This window comes from Thetidibacter halocola, assembly GCF_018224955.1.
Lineage (GTDB): Bacteria > Pseudomonadota > Alphaproteobacteria > Rhodobacterales > Rhodobacteraceae > Thetidibacter > Thetidibacter halocola.
On record NZ_JAGTUU010000008.1, the window covers coordinates 94,650 to 109,155 of the forward strand.

Annotated in this window: 13 protein-coding genes; 3 read left to right on the plus strand and 10 right to left on the minus strand. The window is 65.9% G+C overall.

Annotation, left to right across the window (positions count from 1 at the left end; all coding sequences use genetic code 11):
* The first annotated feature begins 201 nt into the window (after positions 1-201).
* On the plus strand, positions 202-1,830 hold the full coding sequence (locus tag KB874_RS18550) for a fasciclin domain-containing protein (RefSeq protein WP_212538057.1): 1,629 nt from the start codon (positions 202-204) through the stop codon (positions 1,828-1,830).
* An 18-nt stretch (positions 1,831-1,848) separates the two neighbouring features.
* On the opposite strand, the gene KB874_RS18555 is transcribed toward KB874_RS18550, so the two are convergent.
* Complete coding sequence (locus tag KB874_RS18555; protein ID WP_212538229.1) at positions 1,849-2,211, minus strand: YigZ family protein; 363 nt, start codon at positions 2,209-2,211, stop codon at positions 1,849-1,851.
* 23 nt (positions 2,212-2,234) lie between these two features.
* Complete coding sequence (locus KB874_RS18560) at positions 2,235-2,684, minus strand: MarR family winged helix-turn-helix transcriptional regulator (RefSeq protein ID WP_249200611.1); 450 nt, start codon at positions 2,682-2,684, stop codon at positions 2,235-2,237.
* Positions 2,685-2,792: 108 nt separating this feature from the next.
* On the opposite strand from KB874_RS18560, the gene KB874_RS18565 reads away from it, so the two are divergent.
* Positions 2,793-3,221, plus strand: a complete 429-nt coding sequence (locus KB874_RS18565) for an organic hydroperoxide resistance protein (protein WP_212538058.1) — start codon at positions 2,793-2,795, stop codon at positions 3,219-3,221.
* Between the two features lie 70 nt (positions 3,222-3,291).
* Here KB874_RS18565 and pnp read toward each other — a convergent pair whose 3' ends face one another.
* From pnp to KB874_RS18590, 5 genes are all read right to left on the minus strand, one after another.
* Positions 3,292-5,436 carry a polyribonucleotide nucleotidyltransferase gene (gene pnp, locus KB874_RS18570; protein ID WP_212538059.1) on the minus strand — a complete coding sequence of 715 codons (2,145 nt, stop codon included), beginning with the start codon at positions 5,434-5,436 and terminating at the stop codon, positions 3,292-3,294.
* A 235-nt stretch (positions 5,437-5,671) separates the two neighbouring features.
* On the minus strand, positions 5,672-6,139 hold the full coding sequence (locus tag KB874_RS18575; protein ID WP_212538060.1) for a CoA-binding protein: 468 nt from the start codon (positions 6,137-6,139) through the stop codon (positions 5,672-5,674).
* A 197-nt stretch (positions 6,140-6,336) separates the two neighbouring features.
* Positions 6,337-7,389, minus strand: coding sequence for a T6SS phospholipase effector Tle1-like catalytic domain-containing protein (locus KB874_RS18580; protein WP_212538061.1), 1,053 nt, complete (start codon positions 7,387-7,389; stop codon positions 6,337-6,339).
* Entirely contained in the window at positions 7,367-9,658 is a 2,292-nt protein-coding gene (locus tag KB874_RS18585) for a xanthine dehydrogenase family protein molybdopterin-binding subunit (protein WP_212538062.1), read from the minus strand. The genes KB874_RS18580 and KB874_RS18585 overlap by 23 nt, the downstream gene beginning before the upstream one ends.
* Before the next feature lie 75 nt (positions 9,659-9,733).
* Positions 9,734-10,858 (minus strand): type III PLP-dependent enzyme domain-containing protein, encoded by a 1,125-nt coding sequence (locus KB874_RS18590; RefSeq protein WP_212538063.1) that lies wholly within the window; start codon positions 10,856-10,858, stop codon positions 9,734-9,736.
* 105 nt (positions 10,859-10,963) lie between these two features.
* On the opposite strand from KB874_RS18590, the gene KB874_RS18595 reads away from it, so the two are divergent.
* Positions 10,964-11,398, plus strand: coding sequence for an Lrp/AsnC family transcriptional regulator (locus KB874_RS18595; protein ID WP_212538064.1), 435 nt, complete (start codon positions 10,964-10,966; stop codon positions 11,396-11,398).
* Positions 11,399-11,404: 6 nt separating this feature from the next.
* On the opposite strand, the gene KB874_RS18600 is transcribed toward KB874_RS18595, so the two are convergent.
* Genes KB874_RS18600 through ftsY form a run of 3 tightly spaced genes read right to left on the minus strand, consistent with a single transcriptional unit; the run spans position 11,405 to position 14,283 of the window.
* Positions 11,405-12,034, minus strand: a complete 630-nt coding sequence (locus KB874_RS18600) for an inner membrane-spanning protein YciB (protein ID WP_212538065.1) — start codon at positions 12,032-12,034, stop codon at positions 11,405-11,407.
* 31 nt (positions 12,035-12,065) lie between these two features.
* The gene (locus tag KB874_RS18605) at positions 12,066-12,968 is read right to left on the minus strand and encodes an EamA family transporter (protein ID WP_212538066.1); all 903 of its coding nucleotides are present in this window, start codon (positions 12,966-12,968) and stop codon (positions 12,066-12,068) included.
* Between the two features lie 19 nt (positions 12,969-12,987).
* Positions 12,988-14,283 (minus strand): signal recognition particle-docking protein FtsY, encoded by a 1,296-nt coding sequence (gene ftsY / locus KB874_RS18610; protein WP_212538067.1) that lies wholly within the window; start codon positions 14,281-14,283, stop codon positions 12,988-12,990.
* Positions 14,284-14,506 lie beyond the last annotated feature (223 nt).

The window sequence follows — 14,506 nt, forward strand, 5'->3', positions numbered from 1 at the left end:
TCATCATGGGCACCTCCCTGTTGGACTGCGCCGGGCCTTGCGCCCGGCGTTTTTTTCTTGCGAGATCAACGGCGCGCGGCCCCTTGGCGCCGAAAGACCGGTGGTTTTGTGATCCGGTTCGCCCGCACAGGCGTATCCCCACCATATGAAACAGTGTGATTTCGCGCAGCTTACGCGCCTGAAGAAATCAGGGAGGCTCTCATGACAACCATTGCATCCATTGCCGCGGGCGATCCGCGGTTCAGCATCCTCGTTGCCGCCATCGGCTTCATCGACAACGAGAATGGCACCGATTACCTCGGCATCCTGGGTGACGCGTCCAGCGATCTGACGGTGTTTGCGCCGACCAATGGCGCTTTTGTCAGCCTTGCCGTCGACCTGGGTTTCGCGGGCGATCCCGACGATATCGACGCAGTCGGCGCGTTTCTTCTGGGCCTCGGTGCCGACCTGCTGGAAACGGTCGTCACCTATCATGTCTCTGCCGGTGCGCAGTTCACCGTCGATATCGCCAGTGCGGGCAGCGTCACGACGCTTCAGGGCGGCGTGATCGACGCGACCGAATTGCCGACGCTGGGCGATGCCGAGCCGGACCTGATCGACCCGTCTCTTGTGGCAACGGACATTCCCGCCGACAACGGCGTGATCCACGTGATCGACCGCGTCCTGCTGCCGATCGACCTGCCGGGCAACGATGCCCCCACCATCACGGCAATCGCCGTGGCGAGCGGTCCAGGCTTTGACGACAATGGCGGCGATTTCGACATCCTGCGCGAAGCGGTCGTCACCGCTGGCCTGGCCGGCGTGCTGGATGACCCGAACGCCGACTTCACCGTCTTCGCCCCGACCGATGCGGCCTTCATGGACCTTGCGACGGCTTTGGGTTTCGACGGCAGCACCGAGGCAGATGCCTTCGCCTACCTCGTCGATGCCTTGCGGCTTCTGTCCGGCGGCGGCGATCCGATCCCGCTGCTGACCGAGGTCCTGACCTATCATGTCGCCGGGCAGAGCCTGCAAGCGAGCCAGGTGATCGCGGCTGGTGCGGTCACCACGCTTCAGGGGGGGACCCTCACGCTTGACGGGCTGTCGCTGGTGGATGCGGAGCCGGATCTGCGCGATCCGGGCCTTGTCGCCACCGATATCCAGGCGGCGAATGGCGTGGTGCATGTCATCGACGGTGTCCTGTTGCCAGCGGACCTGCTGCAATCCGACGGATCGAACGACGTGGACTTCGTCATCGGCGACGATGGACGGGACAAGGTGTGGACCGGCGCCGACAATGACCTGATCGACGGCAAGGGTGGCAGCGACGTGCTTGGCGGCGGCGCGGGCAACGACCTGATCCTCGGCGGCGACGGCGGCGATTTCGTTTACGGCGGCCGTGGCGCGGATACGCTTCTGGGCGAGAACGGCCGCGACATCGTTAAGGGCGGCAGCGGCAGCGATTCCATCGATGGCGGCGCGGACAACGACCTGCTGCATGGCGACCGCGGCCACGACGTGATCGAGGGTGGCGACGGCGACGACTTCATCTTTGGCGGCAGCGGTAATGACACCATCATCGGCGGGGCAGGCAATGACCGACTGTTCGGCGGGTGGGGCGAGGATGTGTTCGCCTTTGGTCCAGAGGACGCGGGCCATGACGCGATCATCGGCTTCCGCAGCGGCACCGACAAGATCGACCTGACGGCCTATGGCTTCGAGAATTTCGACGCCGTCGCGGATCACCTGGAGTGGGGCTGGTTCAGCACCAGGCTCGACCTTGGCGACACGCAGGTCTCGCTGATCGGCGTTTGGAAATGGTCGCTGGATGCCGACGACTTCCTGCTTTGACGGGCAGGGCCTGCCCCGTCAGGGGCGGGCCCCATCCATTGCCGCAAGATAGGCCCGGACCGCATCCGCCACGTGGCGGAACCGGTCGCCGCCCAGATGCTTGCCCCCGAACCAGCGGGTGACGACGATGATGTGGTCGGTCACGCCCTCACGCTCCAGCATGCGCAGGATGACCATGCCCGCGCCAGCCTCGCCATCGTCGTTCTTGAGCGGCCCATCCGCCGTCAGGCAGGCCCAGCTGTTATGCGTGGCCTTGGCGAATTTCTTGCGCCGCTTGAGGTCCTTGAGAAAGGCTGCAGCCGCATCGACGTCCCGGCAGGGCCCGCCCGAGACGGCATAGCGCGATCCACGGTCGGAAATCAGGTTCTCGAGCACCATCATGGACACTGTGCCGTCCGGTGCGGTCATCCCACCGCCTCGTCCATCCCCGCTGCACGCAGCCGCGCCTGCAAGGCCTGCAACGTCGCCCGCAACTCTGTCAACGCAGCGTCGGACAGACCCGTTTCAGCCCGGATGCAGCGCGGCACGCGCACGGCCTCGGCATGCAGCGCCTGCCCCTCCCTGGTCAGTCGGACGCGCAGCTGGCGTTCGTCCGCGCGGTCGCGCTCGCGCGCGATCAGCCCCTTGGCTTCCAGGCGTTTCACCAGCGGTGTCAGCGTGTTGCTTTCCAGGTGCAGCTGTCGACCCAGTTCGGTCAACGTCTGGTCGTCCCGGACCCAGAGCGCGCTCATCAGCAGGTATTGCGGATAGGTCAGCCCCAACGGGTCGAGCAGCGGCTTGTAGGCCTGCTGCATCGCATGCGCAGCGTCGTAAAGCGCGAAACAGAGCATGTCCGAAGGATGAAGTGGGGTCATGCCTCGTGATACATCGCGCACGATCATCTCGCAAGCGATTGACCCGTGATCCCAAAGACGTTAATTGATCGCACACGATACATTCACGTGCGAACGAAAGGATTCTCCATGAGCGTCGACACGAAATACTGGACCGAGGCCTTCGCTACCGGCGGCGGCCGCAACGGCACCGCTGGACTGGCAGATGGCAAACTGACGGTGACAATGACCAGCCCCAAGGAACTGGGTGGCTCGGGCAAGGGCCACAACCCCGAAGAGCTTTTCGCGACCGGCTATGCCGCCTGCTACCTGGGCGCGATGCGTTTCGCGGCCAACTCGGAAAAGCTGGGCACGGTTCCCGATGACGCCAAGGTCGAGGCGCATGTGGGCATCGGTCCGCGCAGCGACGGTGGCTTTGGGTTGAAGGTCAGGCTGGTCGTGACAATGCCCGGCGTCGATCGTGCGACGGCGGAAAAGATCGCCGAGCGCGGCCATTTCATCTGCCCCTACTCGAACGCGACCAAGGGCAACATCGAGGTCGAGACCGAGATCGCCTGACCATACCGGGCCGATCAGAAAAAAAGGGCGCCCCGCGGGGCGCCCTTTCGCATTCCGGAAGACGGGCAGATCAATCCGCCACTTCTTCCTCGCGGCTTTCCTTGGCCAGTTCCTCGCCGGTTTCCTGATCGACCATCTTCATCGCCAGGCGCACCTTGCCACGATCGTCGAAGCCCAGCAGCTTGACATAGACCTCCTGGCCTTCCTTCAGAACGTCCGAAGGATGGTTCAGGCGGCGGTTCTCGATCTGGCTGACATGCACCAGGCCGTCGCGCTTGCCGAAGAAGTTCACGAAGGCGCCGAAATCGACGATCTTCACGACCTTGCCCTTGTAGACCTTGCCCTCTTCCGGCTCTGCCACGATCGAATAGATCATGTCATAGGCCTTCTGGATGGCTTCGCCGTTCGGGCTGGCGATCTTGATCACGCCATCGTCGTTGATGTCGACCTTGGCGCCCGAGACCTCGACGATCTCGCGGATCACCTTGCCGCCCGAGCCGATCACTTCGCGGATCTTGTCGGTCGGGATCTGCATCGTCTCGATGCGCGGCGCGTGGACGCTGAACTCGCCCGCGGTCGACAGCGCCTTGGACATCTCGCCCAGGATGTGCAGACGGCCGTCCTTGGCCTGGGCCAGGGCCTTGCGCATGATCTCGGGCGTGATGCCCGCAACCTTGATGTCCATCTGCAGGCTGGTGATGCCCTTGTCGGTGCCGGCCACCTTGAAGTCCATGTCGCCGAGGTGATCCTCGTCGCCCAGGATGTCGCTCAGAACGGCATAGGATCCGTCCTCTTCCAGCACCAGGCCCATCGCCACGCCGGCCACGGGGGCCTTGAGCGGCACACCCGCATCCATCATCGACAGCGATCCGCCGCAGACCGACGCCATCGAGGACGAGCCGTTCGACTCGGTGATCTCGGAAACGAGGCGCAGCGTGTAGGGGAAGTCGGTCGGTGCCGGCAGGACTGCCTGCAGCGCGCGCCAGGCCAGCTTGCCATGGCCGATCTCGCGACGGCCAGGTCCGCTGACGCGGCCAACCTCGCCCACCGAGTAAGGGGGGAAGTTGTAGTGCAGCAGGAAGTTGGAGCGGAAGTTTCCATGCAGCGCGTCGATGATCTGTTCGTCATCGCCGGTGCCCAGCGTGGTCACGACCAGCGCCTGCGTCTCGCCCCGGGTGAACAGGGCCGAGCCATGCGTCCGCGGCAGCAGGCCGGTTTCGCAGACGATCGGGCGGACGGCGTCCAGCGCGCGGCCGTCGATCCGCTTGCCTTCCTTGACCACCGACGAGCGCAGAATAGTCGATTCCAGCTTCTTCAGCGCCGAGCCCAGGTTGGCGTCGGCCAGCTGTTCTTCGCTCAGGCTGGCCTTGATCGCGGTCTTGGCGGCGGCGACAGCGGCAACGCGCTGCTGCTTGTCGAGGATCGCGTAGGCGGCCTTCATCTGGTCTTCGCCCGCGGCCTTCACGGCGTCATACAGCGCCGAGTAATCCGGCGGGGAGAAGTCGAAGGGTTCCTTGGCGGCCTCTTCGGCCAGGCCGATGATCAGGTCGACGACCGGCTGCATCTGCTCATGCGCGAACAGCACGGCGCCCAGCATCTCTTCCTCGGTCAGTTCGTATGCCTCGGACTCCACCATCATGACGGCATCCTTGGTGCCGGCCACGACGAGATCCAGACGCTGGTCGGGATTGTTGCGCAGCTGGTTCATGTCGTCGACGGTCGGGTTCAGGACGTATTCGCCATCCTCGAAGCCGACGCGGCAACCCGCGATCGGGCCGCGGAAGGGCGCGCCCGAGATGGTCAGCGCGGCCGAGGCGGCGATCATCGCGACGATGTCCGGGTCATTGACCAGATCGTGCGACAGCACGGTGCACATCACCAGCACTTCGTTCTTGAAGCCCGGCACGAACAGCGGGCGGATCGGGCGGTCGATCAGGCGGGCGGTCAGCGTCTCTTTCTCGGTCGGACGCGCCTCACGCTTGAAGAAGCCGCCAGGCACCTTGCCCGCGGCATAATACTTTTCCTGGTAGTGGACGGTGAGCGGGAAGAAATCCTGCCCTTCCTTCGCCTCCTTGGCGAAGGTGACGTTGGCCATCACGCTCGTCTCGCCCAGCGTGGCGATCACGGTGCCGTCGGCCTGACGGGCAATCTTGCCCGTTTCCAGTGTGAGCGTCTCTTCGCCCCACTGCATCGACTTCTTAACTTCTTTGAACATCTGGTATCCTCTTGGAGGCACTCCCGGCCCCTGCCGGGTCCTCCGATTGCATGGCGGCCCCATTGCCGCCGACCCCTTCATCATCCCATGCGCCGGAGTCACAGCGTCACGTCTCAGATAGGTCCGGGCCATACATGTTTTCGCGGGCTTTGGAAAGCACCGATGCGCGGGCAGCGCCCGCGTGGGACGGCGGGCGGGGCGATGCGCCGCAAGGCGCGAGCGGCGCTCGGCGGCCCTAGAGCTTGGACGAGATGATGCCGGTGTTGAACCCACCCATGCGCAGCTCTCCGAACAGGCGCTGGTATTCGATCTTGGGGCAGCGATCCATCACCACGTCGACGCCGCACGCCTCGGCCAGCGCCGCGGCCTCGGCATTCTCGACGCCGATCTGCATCCACACGGTGCGCAGCTTCGGAAAGGCCGCAAGCGCCGCCTCGACGATCGGCGTCACGTGCTCGGAGCGGCGAAAGATGTCGACCATGTCCACCGTGTCAGGACAATCGTCCAGATGCGCCCGCACCTCCTGGCCGAACAGGCGTTCGCCGGCATGGCCCGGGTTCACCGGGTAGACGGTGAAGCCCTTGAGGCTGAGATAGCGCGCAACATAGTAGCTGGGCCGCACGGGGTTCATCGACACGCCCACCACCGCGATCTGGCGCGTGCGGGTCAGGATGTCCTTCAGGTGTTGGTCGGAATAGCGCATGACGACACTCTACCCGTTTCGCGGCAAAGAAAAAGCGTCCGAGGCGCGGGGCCCCGGACGCCAGTCACGGAACGAGGGACAGTGAAGGTCTCACAAGGGTTCCGGCCTTGCGATCCTGTTCAATAGATGGGCACGAATGCCACAGTTTGTAGGCCTGTAAAGAAGTTGTGAACAAAAGGGCTTGACGGCAGCGCCGATCATGTGGCTTGCGCCACGGCCTGCGGCGGCAGCTGCGCCGCCAGCGTCTCGTGCAGGCGTTCCGAAGGGTCCAGCCCGCGCATGCGTGGCGCCCGCAGCAGGAACAGCTTGCCCGCCCCCTGCCAGCTGCCGATCGAGGGCGCCTCGGGATCGCAGGGAAAGCGCGCGCGCCAGCCGGACGGCAGGATAAGCCCATGGTTTTCGGCCCGGTCCAGCAACCAGACCAGCGGGATGTTGGCCAGCGGCCGGGCGGCCGCGAACTCGCCCAGCTGGCCACCGACATCGCCATGCGTGCCGCGGAACCAGACCTGCTCGATCCGGCCGCACCAGCCATCCGGGCAGGTCCAGAGCACCGGCGCATAGGCCAGACGCGTCTCGTCATGGGCCAGAGCATGATAGCCCGCGCGGATCGTGTGGCCCAGGTGATGGTTGTGAAAGGCGTGGCGCTGCTCGGTCAGCCGCCAGAGCAGCGGCAGGCGCAGGCCCAGCGCCTTGACCGTGTCCCAGACCCCGATCATCTCGACCGGCGCCGCCTCGTGGCAGAAAGCCTGCGCAAAGGCCCGCGCCGCCGCGCCGTCCGGATCATACTGGTACAGGCGATAGACCTGCAGGATGTTGCGTTCGGTCGCGGCGTCGGGGCGCAGCAGGCCGACACGGTCGATGATCCCCGCCAGCGAGCGCACCGCGTAGGCGCCGCGCGAATAGCCCATCAGGAAGATCCGGTCCCCGGGCCGGTAACGCGAGGCGAGATAGCCATAGGCGCGGCGGATCTGCCGGTTGATGCCGCGCCCTACCATCACGTCCGTGGTCGAGGACCAGTCCTGCCACTGGATTCCGGCCTCGTAATACACCGAGGCCTCGCCCGCCTCCTTCAGGAGGCGCCAGGCGAGGCCCGCATTGGTTTCCCATCCCGGTGCAAGCGAGGACATGGTCCCGTCGAGGATGATGACATGATCCCGCGGCCCCCGGCGCTGCGACAGCGCCGAATGGCCCGAGGCGAACCGCCGCCGGACCCAGCCAAGAAGCGTGTCATTCAGCCGCGATTGGGACATCCTTCACCATTTCCCATACCCTTTGTGGCGTAAAGGGCATGTCCACCTGTTTTACACCGCGCTCCCACAGCGCGTCCTGCATTGCGTTGCTGATCGCCGCCAGCGCGCCGACCGTCCCGGCCTCGCCACAGCCCTTCATCCCCATCGGGTTCGCCGTGGAGGGCACCGGCTCGGTCTCGAAGCCGATCAGCGGCATGTCCCCGGCGCGCGGCATGGCGTAATCCATGAAGGTCGCGGTCAGCAACTGGCCCTGGTCGTCATAGACGACATGTTCCACCAGCGCCTGGCCGATCCCCTGCGCGACCCCGCCATGCACCTGCCCTTCGGCCAGCATGGGGTTGATGAGATTGCCGAAATCGTCGACCACGTTGTAGCGGTCGCAGACCACATGGCCGGTTTCCGGGTCGACCTCGACCTCGGCCACGTGGCAGCCATTGGGATAAGAACGGCCCGGCAGGGCGTCGCGCGCCTCCCACAGCAGCAGGTCGGCGCGCCCGGCCTCGCGCGCCATCTGCGCGACATCCAGCATGGTCGGCGTCAGGTTCGACCCCTCGGCGCGAAAACGTTCGTCGTCGAACCGCACATCCCCGGGCTCGACACCCATCTGGTCGGCGAGGAATTCGGAGAAGCCAGTCACCATCTCTGCCACCGCCTTCAGCGTGACATTGGTCTGCGTCGTGACAGAGCGCGAACCGCCGGTGCCGCCACCCTTGGCGATCAGGTCGCTGTCGCCCTGGATCACGGCGATCCGGTCGGCGGGAATGCCGGTCTGGTCGGACAGGAACTGCGCGAACACGGTTTCGTGCCCCTGCCCGTTCGACTGTGTGCCGACATAGATCACCGCACCGCCATCCTCTGTGAACTCGACCTTCACGCCTTCGGAAGGATCGCCCAGAATGCTTTCGATATAGTAACACAATCCCATGCCGCGCAGCCTGCCACGTGCTTGTGAAGCCGCTTTGCGCGCCGCGAACCCGTCCAGGTCGGCGGTGCGGGCGGCGCGGGACAGCACGCGGGGGAAATCGCCCACGTCATAGGTCTCGCCCGTCACGGTCTTGTAGGGGAAGGACTTGACGAAGTTGATGCGCCGCAGCTCTTGCGGGTCGATGCCCAGCTCGCGCGCGGCGCGGTCCATGACGCGTTCCAGCACGTAGATCGCCTCGGGGCGGCCGGCGCCGCGATAGGCGTCGACCTGCGTGGTGTTGGTGAAAATCCCCTCGCAGCGCAGCCAGGCCGTCTTGATGTCGTAGGTGCCGGTCAGCACACGCGCGAACAGGTTCGACTGGATCGCCTGCGCGAAGTTCGAGCAATACGCGCCCAGGTTCGACAGGTTGTGCACCCGGTAGGCGGTGATGCGATTGTCCTTGTCGAAGCCCAGTTCGGCCATCGTCACCAGGTCGCGACCGGCATTGTCGGTCAGCATTGCCTCGGTCCGGTCGGACATCCAGCGCACCGGGCGACCCAGCATCCGAGAGGCCAGCACGGTCGAGAAATACTCGGGGTATGGCATGCCCTTCATGCCGAAACCGCCGCCCACGTCGGGATTGGTCACGCGGACCTGTTCGGCGGTCAGACCGAAGACGCGGATCAGCTGGTCCTTCATCCCCCAGACGCCCTGCCCGTTGAAGGCAAGATGGACCTTGCCACCGTCCCATTCCGCGAAACAGCCGCGCGGCTCCATCGAGTTGACGATGATCCGGTTGTCGCCCACCTCCAGCCGCACGACGCGGTGCGAGGCTTGCAACGCAGTGGCTGTCGCTTCCTCGTCGCCGATGCCGAAATCGAAGGCGCGGTTGTCGGGCACGCTGTCGAACAGCGGCTCTCCGCCCGGCGCGAGGTCCAGCTTGACCGGCAATTCGTCATAGTCGAAGCCGATCAGCTCTGCCGCGTCGCGCGCCTGCGTCAGCGTCTCGGCCACGACAAGGGCAATCGGTTCACCGACAAAACGCACGCGGCCTTCGGCCAGGAAGGGACGGCGGGGTGATGCGCCCTGCGTGCCGTCGCGGTTCTTCATGGTGGTAAAGGACATACCCTCGGTCACGCCCTGGGCAGCGATGTCGTCGGCGGTCAGGACAAGGTGCACGCCCTCGGCGGCGCGCGCCTCGGCCACGTCCAGCCCTGTGATCGCGGCATGGGCCACCGGCGAACGGAAGACAAAGGCATGCAGCGCGCCTTCGGGGGCGATGTCGTCGATGTAACGCCCCTGACCGGTCAGGAAACGCACGTCCTCGACCCGCGTCACCGGCTGGCTTTTTCCGAACTTGTCCATGGCGTTCCCTCTCGCGCTGCCTCACGCGCGGACATTAGACCGCATGGCCCCGGAGTCCAGTGGACGCCTTGCGGATCAGGCGCCTTGCAGCAGCTCGATGCGCCGTGTCCCGTAACCGTTGAACCCGGTGACCAGGCAGGCAGAATAGGCACCCATTCCGGCAAAGATGAGGCGGTCGCCCTCGGCGATCGTGGCGGGAAGCGGCAAGGGATGTGGCAGCCGGTCGAGACTGTCGCAGGTCGGGCCGAAGACGATGCGCGGCTCGGCGTCGCCCTGGCGTGTCAGGCCGTCGGCCGTCACCACCCGCACCCGGTCGCCCGGTGCGATGTCGCGCCATTCCGAAAGCCCGCCATAGATGCCGTCATCCAGAAAGACCGCGCCATCGTCCACCGCCTTGACCGTCACGGACAGCGCCATGCATTCGGCCACCATGGCGCGACCCGGTTCGCAGACCAGCGGCGGTGGTGTGCCGTCAAAGGCGTCGCGTGCGGCATCTGCGATGGCGTCGAAGATCGCTTGCATGTCGGGAGCAGCACCGCCGCGATGGGCCGGAAACCCGCCGCCCACGTTCAGACGATGCAGGCGCAGCCCCGCCGCGCCGGCGATCTCGGCGCAGGCAGCGATGTAGCGCTGCCAGGCCGCGGGCGACGGGCACTGCGTGCCTGGATGGAAGGTCATCGAGGGGCGTCCGCCGCGGTCCGCGACCGCGCGCAGCAGCGCCTCGGCCAGTTCTGGCGGCGCGCCGAATTTCGACCCGAAATCATACGCCGCGCCCGCCACGGGCAGTTTCAGCCGCACCGCGACCTCGGCTCCGTCCAGCGCGCCCAGCTTGTCCAGTTCGCTCATCCGGTCGACCGACCAGCTGGCGACGCCGAAGTGCCGCGCCTGATCGATCTCGGCCCGCGACCGGATCGGGTTGTGGTAATGCAGCACGGCACCCGGCGCCACGGCGCGCACCCGCGCCATCTCGTCGGGCGAAGCCACATCGAAGGCGCGCAGGCCCGCATCATGCAGCCCTTGCAAGATGCGCGCGTCGGGGTTGGCCTTGACCGCGTAGCTCACAAGCCCCGGAAACCCGGTCAGGAAGGTCCGTGCCGTCGCCGCCAGCGTCTGCGGGCAGAACAGGAAGACCGGTCCGTGGGCCGGGTTACGGATCAGCCAGTCGGCTGCGTCGCGCGGCTGCGCCAGATCGAAAGCCATGCTCGTCACCTCGTGTTTTTTCCAGCATGCCGGCACAGGCCACCGAAAACACGTGCCAGAGCGGACGATCTGTTGCTAAACTTCCGGCAAATCGCCGGAGCCATCATGCAGATCGACGACACCGACCGCGCCCTGATCGCCTGCCTTGCGGAAAACGCCCGACTGCCCGTGGCGGACCTTGCCCGCAGGCTGGGCATCGCGCGCAGCACCGTGCAGGCGCGGCTGGAACGGCTGGAGGCGCGTGGCCATATCGCGGGCTACACGCTGAAACGCGGCCCAGGCCTGCGCCCGGCCCTGCGCGCGACGGTGCTGATCTCGATCGAGCCGCGCTCGGGCCCCGAGGTGCTGGCGCGGCTCAAGGCGATGCCGATGGTGGAAAGCGTGCACACCACGTCCGGCCGGGTCGATCTGATCGTGACGCTGTCGGCCGACACGACCGAACAGCTGGACGAAACGCTCGACCGGATCGGCGCGGTGCGCGGGGTGCGGTCATCCGAAAGCCTGATCCATCTCAGCACGCGGATCGACCGCGCGGGATAGACTTTCTTACTCGGCGGGGGTCTCGTCGTCCTTGTCGATGCCGTAGCGGCTGAACAACCCGACCTGTCCCATGAAGAAGGCAAAGGTCGCGCCAATCTGGCCCACCGTGTCCCAAAGCACGAAGATCTGTTCCGACAACAGTTGCCAGATCGCCACATTCGCCAGCGCCATCCCGAAGAAGAACATCGTGGCGCGTTGCGTCAGCAGCATCCAGCCCTCCGGCTGTAGCGGCATCAGTTCTTCCATCACGTAGCGAAGGTAGGACCGGCCGAACAGCAGACCGAAGCCAAGGATCGCCCCGAAGGCGCCATAGATCAGCGTCGGCTTCAGCTTGACGAAACGGTCATCGTTGAACCAGACGGTCAGGCCGCCCATGACCACCAGCAGGACACCGGTAAAGACCTGCATCCGGCTGATGACGCCGGTCATCCACCACAGGATGCCCATCGACAGCAGAAAGACCGGCACGAAGATGCCCGTCACCGCGATGAAGGCGCCGTATTCCTGCCCGCCGACCGTGAACACGTCGTCCTTGAACCAGAAATAGGCGACCAGAAAGCCGATCACCGGCCCCAGTTCGAGCAGCGATTTCAGAGTCGGGTTCACCTTGCGGGTCTCGACGGACGGTTCGGTCATGGACGTCTCCTTTTCCGGCGACATAGGCGCTCTAGCCGCCGAACTCAACGATCACCGCACCCAGCGCGATCAGTGCCATCAAGGCGATGCGCCGCGGCCCGACGGTTTCGCGCAGCACCAGCCAGCCGATCAGCGCGGCAAAGACGGTCGAGGTCTCGCGCAGGACGGCGGCCTCGCCCACGCTGTCCAGCCGTGTCGCCAGCATGATCGAGCCGAAGCTGAAGAAGGCCACGAAGGCCCCCACCACCCCGCGCAGGATCAGCGGGCCGGGTTCTGGCCGGTGCACCATAACCCTCAACCGCAGAGCCGCGTAGGCGGGCATCACCCAGCCGTCGATGAAGAACAGCCAGGCGAGGAAGGTAAAGGGATCGGCCGTCGCGCGGATGCCATAAGCGTCCCATGTGGTGTAGATCGCCACGAAGAACCCCGTGGCCACCGCGAACGTCAGCGCGCGCGGCAACGTGTCCCGCGCGACCTCAAGGAACATCAGGTTGTAGATCGCAAGGCCGAATATGCCCGACAGCAGCACACCCACGCCCAGCCATTGCCAGCTCGTGAAGGTCTCTCCGAATATCACCATCGCGCCGAGGATCGCGAAGAGCGGCCCGGTGCCGCGCACCACCGGGTAGACGACGGTGTAGGCCCCCTGCGTATAGGCCAGCGCCTGGAGCATCTTGTAGGCCGTGTGGATGAAGAAGGCGCCCACGAGGATGGGCCACATGTGCGGTTCCGGCCAGGGCACTACGAAGAGCGCGAAAGGCGCGGCCATCAACCCGTAACACAGGTCGATCGCGCCTCGGCTGAGCCAGGGATCGTGCCGCCCCTTCTGCAATGCACCGAAAGCCGCGTGCAGGAAGGCCGCCAGCAACGCCAGCGCAAGGGCCAGCCGCGCCCCCGCCTCCGTCCCTTCGAGCGAGATCAGCCAGGCGCTCATGCCGGGCGGTTGGGTCGGATCATCCGGCGTCGAGCCCGGTCAGGGCTGCCGCGAATTCCTCGGGATCGAAGGGGGCCAGGTCGTCGATCTGTTCACCCACGCCGATGGCATGGATCGGCAGGCCGAACTTGTCGGCCAGCGCGACCAGCACGCCACCCTTGGCCGTGCCGTCGAGCTTGGTCATCACCAAACCCGAGACGTCCGCCAGCTTGCGGAAGATTTCCACCTGGTTCAGCGCGTTCTGCCCCGTGGTGGCGTCCAGAACCAGGAGCGTGTTGTGCGGCGCGTTCGGATCCTTCTTGCGGATCACTCGGACGATCTTGGCCAGTTCCTCCATCAGGTCGGCGCGGTTCTGCAACCGCCCGGCCGTATCGATCATCAGCAGGTCGGCGCCCTCGGCCTGCGCGCGGGTCATCGCGTCGAAGGCGAGGCTGGCGGGGTCCGAGCCCTGCGCGGCGGTCATCACCGGAACGCCCGCCCGCTCACCCCAGACCTGGAGTTGCTCGACGGCGGCGGCGCGGAACGTGTCGCCGGCCGCGATCACCACCTTCTTGCCGGCGGCACGAAACTGGCTGGCCAGCTTGCCGATCGTCGTCGTCTTGCCAGAACCGTTTACGCCGACCACCAGCACGACCTGCGGTTTCGTCGGATAGAGCGGCAGAGGACGCGCGACAGGCTCCATGATCCGGGCGATTTCCTGCGCCAGCAGTTCCTTGATCTCGCGCACCGACAGCTTCTTGCCGAACCGCCCCTCGGCGATGTTGGCGGTCACGCGCAACGCGGTATCGACGCCCATGTCGGACGCGATCAGCAGCTCTTCCAACTGCTCCAGCATGTCGTCGTCCAGCGTGCGGCGGATCTCGGGCTGCGCCTGCTTTCGGCCCAGCATCCGGCCAAGAAAGCCCACCTTGCCCTCGTAGGGTGTGTCGGGGATTTCCGCAGGGGCCGCGGGTTCGGGCATCTCCATCGGGGCGGGGCGCGGCGCCTCGCGCGGGGGCGGCGGCACCTCGCGGGTCGGCGTCGTGCGCGGATCGGCGGGCGGTGGCGCCTCTGGCGTGGCGGGGGTTGGCGGCTGGACCGGCGGCGGTGCCTCGGGTTCCGGGGCAGGCGGGATCTCGACCGGTGGTTCGGGTGTCTCGATAGGGGCCGATGGCGTTTCGACGGGCGGCGTCGGAACCGGATCGATTGGTGGCGCAATCTCGGGCCGTTCGGGCGGCTCTTCGGTGCCGCCGTCCTGCACGATGGCGTCGAGACCCTCTTCGAGTTTCGAGGAGGATTTGAACAGTCGGTTCTTGAGTTTGCCGAAAAAGGACATGGCGCCATCCCGTCCTGAGGGTTTCCTTCACCTAAACCCTGCCGCGCGTGAAGAAAAGACCGCGTGTGAGCGAGGGGTCGCCCGCAGGCATGGTTGTCCAAAATCGACAGGATCGCCCGATCCGCTACCCCAGATCGGGCGCCGCTATCCAATAGATGACCTGTCCACAGGTTTTTCCACAGACTTCGGAAAGTCAAACAAGGCAGGCGTGCCCCCCGCAACC

Bases quoted from the DNA above. Each gene is read 5' to 3' on its own strand.
- KB874_RS18550 (WP_212538057.1), top strand. From the start codon at position 202: ATGACAACCATTGCATCCATTGCCGCGGGCGATCCGCGGTTCAGCATC.
- KB874_RS18555 (WP_212538229.1), bottom strand. From the start codon at position 2,211: ATGATGGTGCTCGAGAACCTGATTTCCGACCGTGGATCGCGCTATGCC.
- KB874_RS18560 (WP_249200611.1), bottom strand. From the start codon at position 2,684: ATGACCCCACTTCATCCTTCGGACATGCTCTGTTTCGCGCTTTACGAC.
- KB874_RS18565 (WP_212538058.1), top strand. From the start codon at position 2,793: ATGAGCGTCGACACGAAATACTGGACCGAGGCCTTCGCTACCGGCGGC.
- pnp (WP_212538059.1), bottom strand. From the start codon at position 5,436: ATGTTCAAAGAAGTTAAGAAGTCGATGCAGTGGGGCGAAGAGACGCTC.
- KB874_RS18575 (WP_212538060.1), bottom strand. From the start codon at position 6,139: ATGCGCTATTCCGACCAACACCTGAAGGACATCCTGACCCGCACGCGC.
- KB874_RS18580 (WP_212538061.1), bottom strand. From the start codon at position 7,389: ATGTCCCAATCGCGGCTGAATGACACGCTTCTTGGCTGGGTCCGGCGG.
- KB874_RS18585 (WP_212538062.1), bottom strand. From the start codon at position 9,658: ATGGACAAGTTCGGAAAAAGCCAGCCGGTGACGCGGGTCGAGGACGTG.
- KB874_RS18590 (WP_212538063.1), bottom strand. From the start codon at position 10,858: ATGGCTTTCGATCTGGCGCAGCCGCGCGACGCAGCCGACTGGCTGATC.
- KB874_RS18595 (WP_212538064.1), top strand. From the start codon at position 10,964: ATGCAGATCGACGACACCGACCGCGCCCTGATCGCCTGCCTTGCGGAA.
- KB874_RS18600 (WP_212538065.1), bottom strand. From the start codon at position 12,034: ATGACCGAACCGTCCGTCGAGACCCGCAAGGTGAACCCGACTCTGAAA.
- KB874_RS18605 (WP_212538066.1), bottom strand. From the start codon at position 12,968: ATGAGCGCCTGGCTGATCTCGCTCGAAGGGACGGAGGCGGGGGCGCGG.
- ftsY (WP_212538067.1), bottom strand. From the start codon at position 14,283: ATGTCCTTTTTCGGCAAACTCAAGAACCGACTGTTCAAATCCTCCTCG.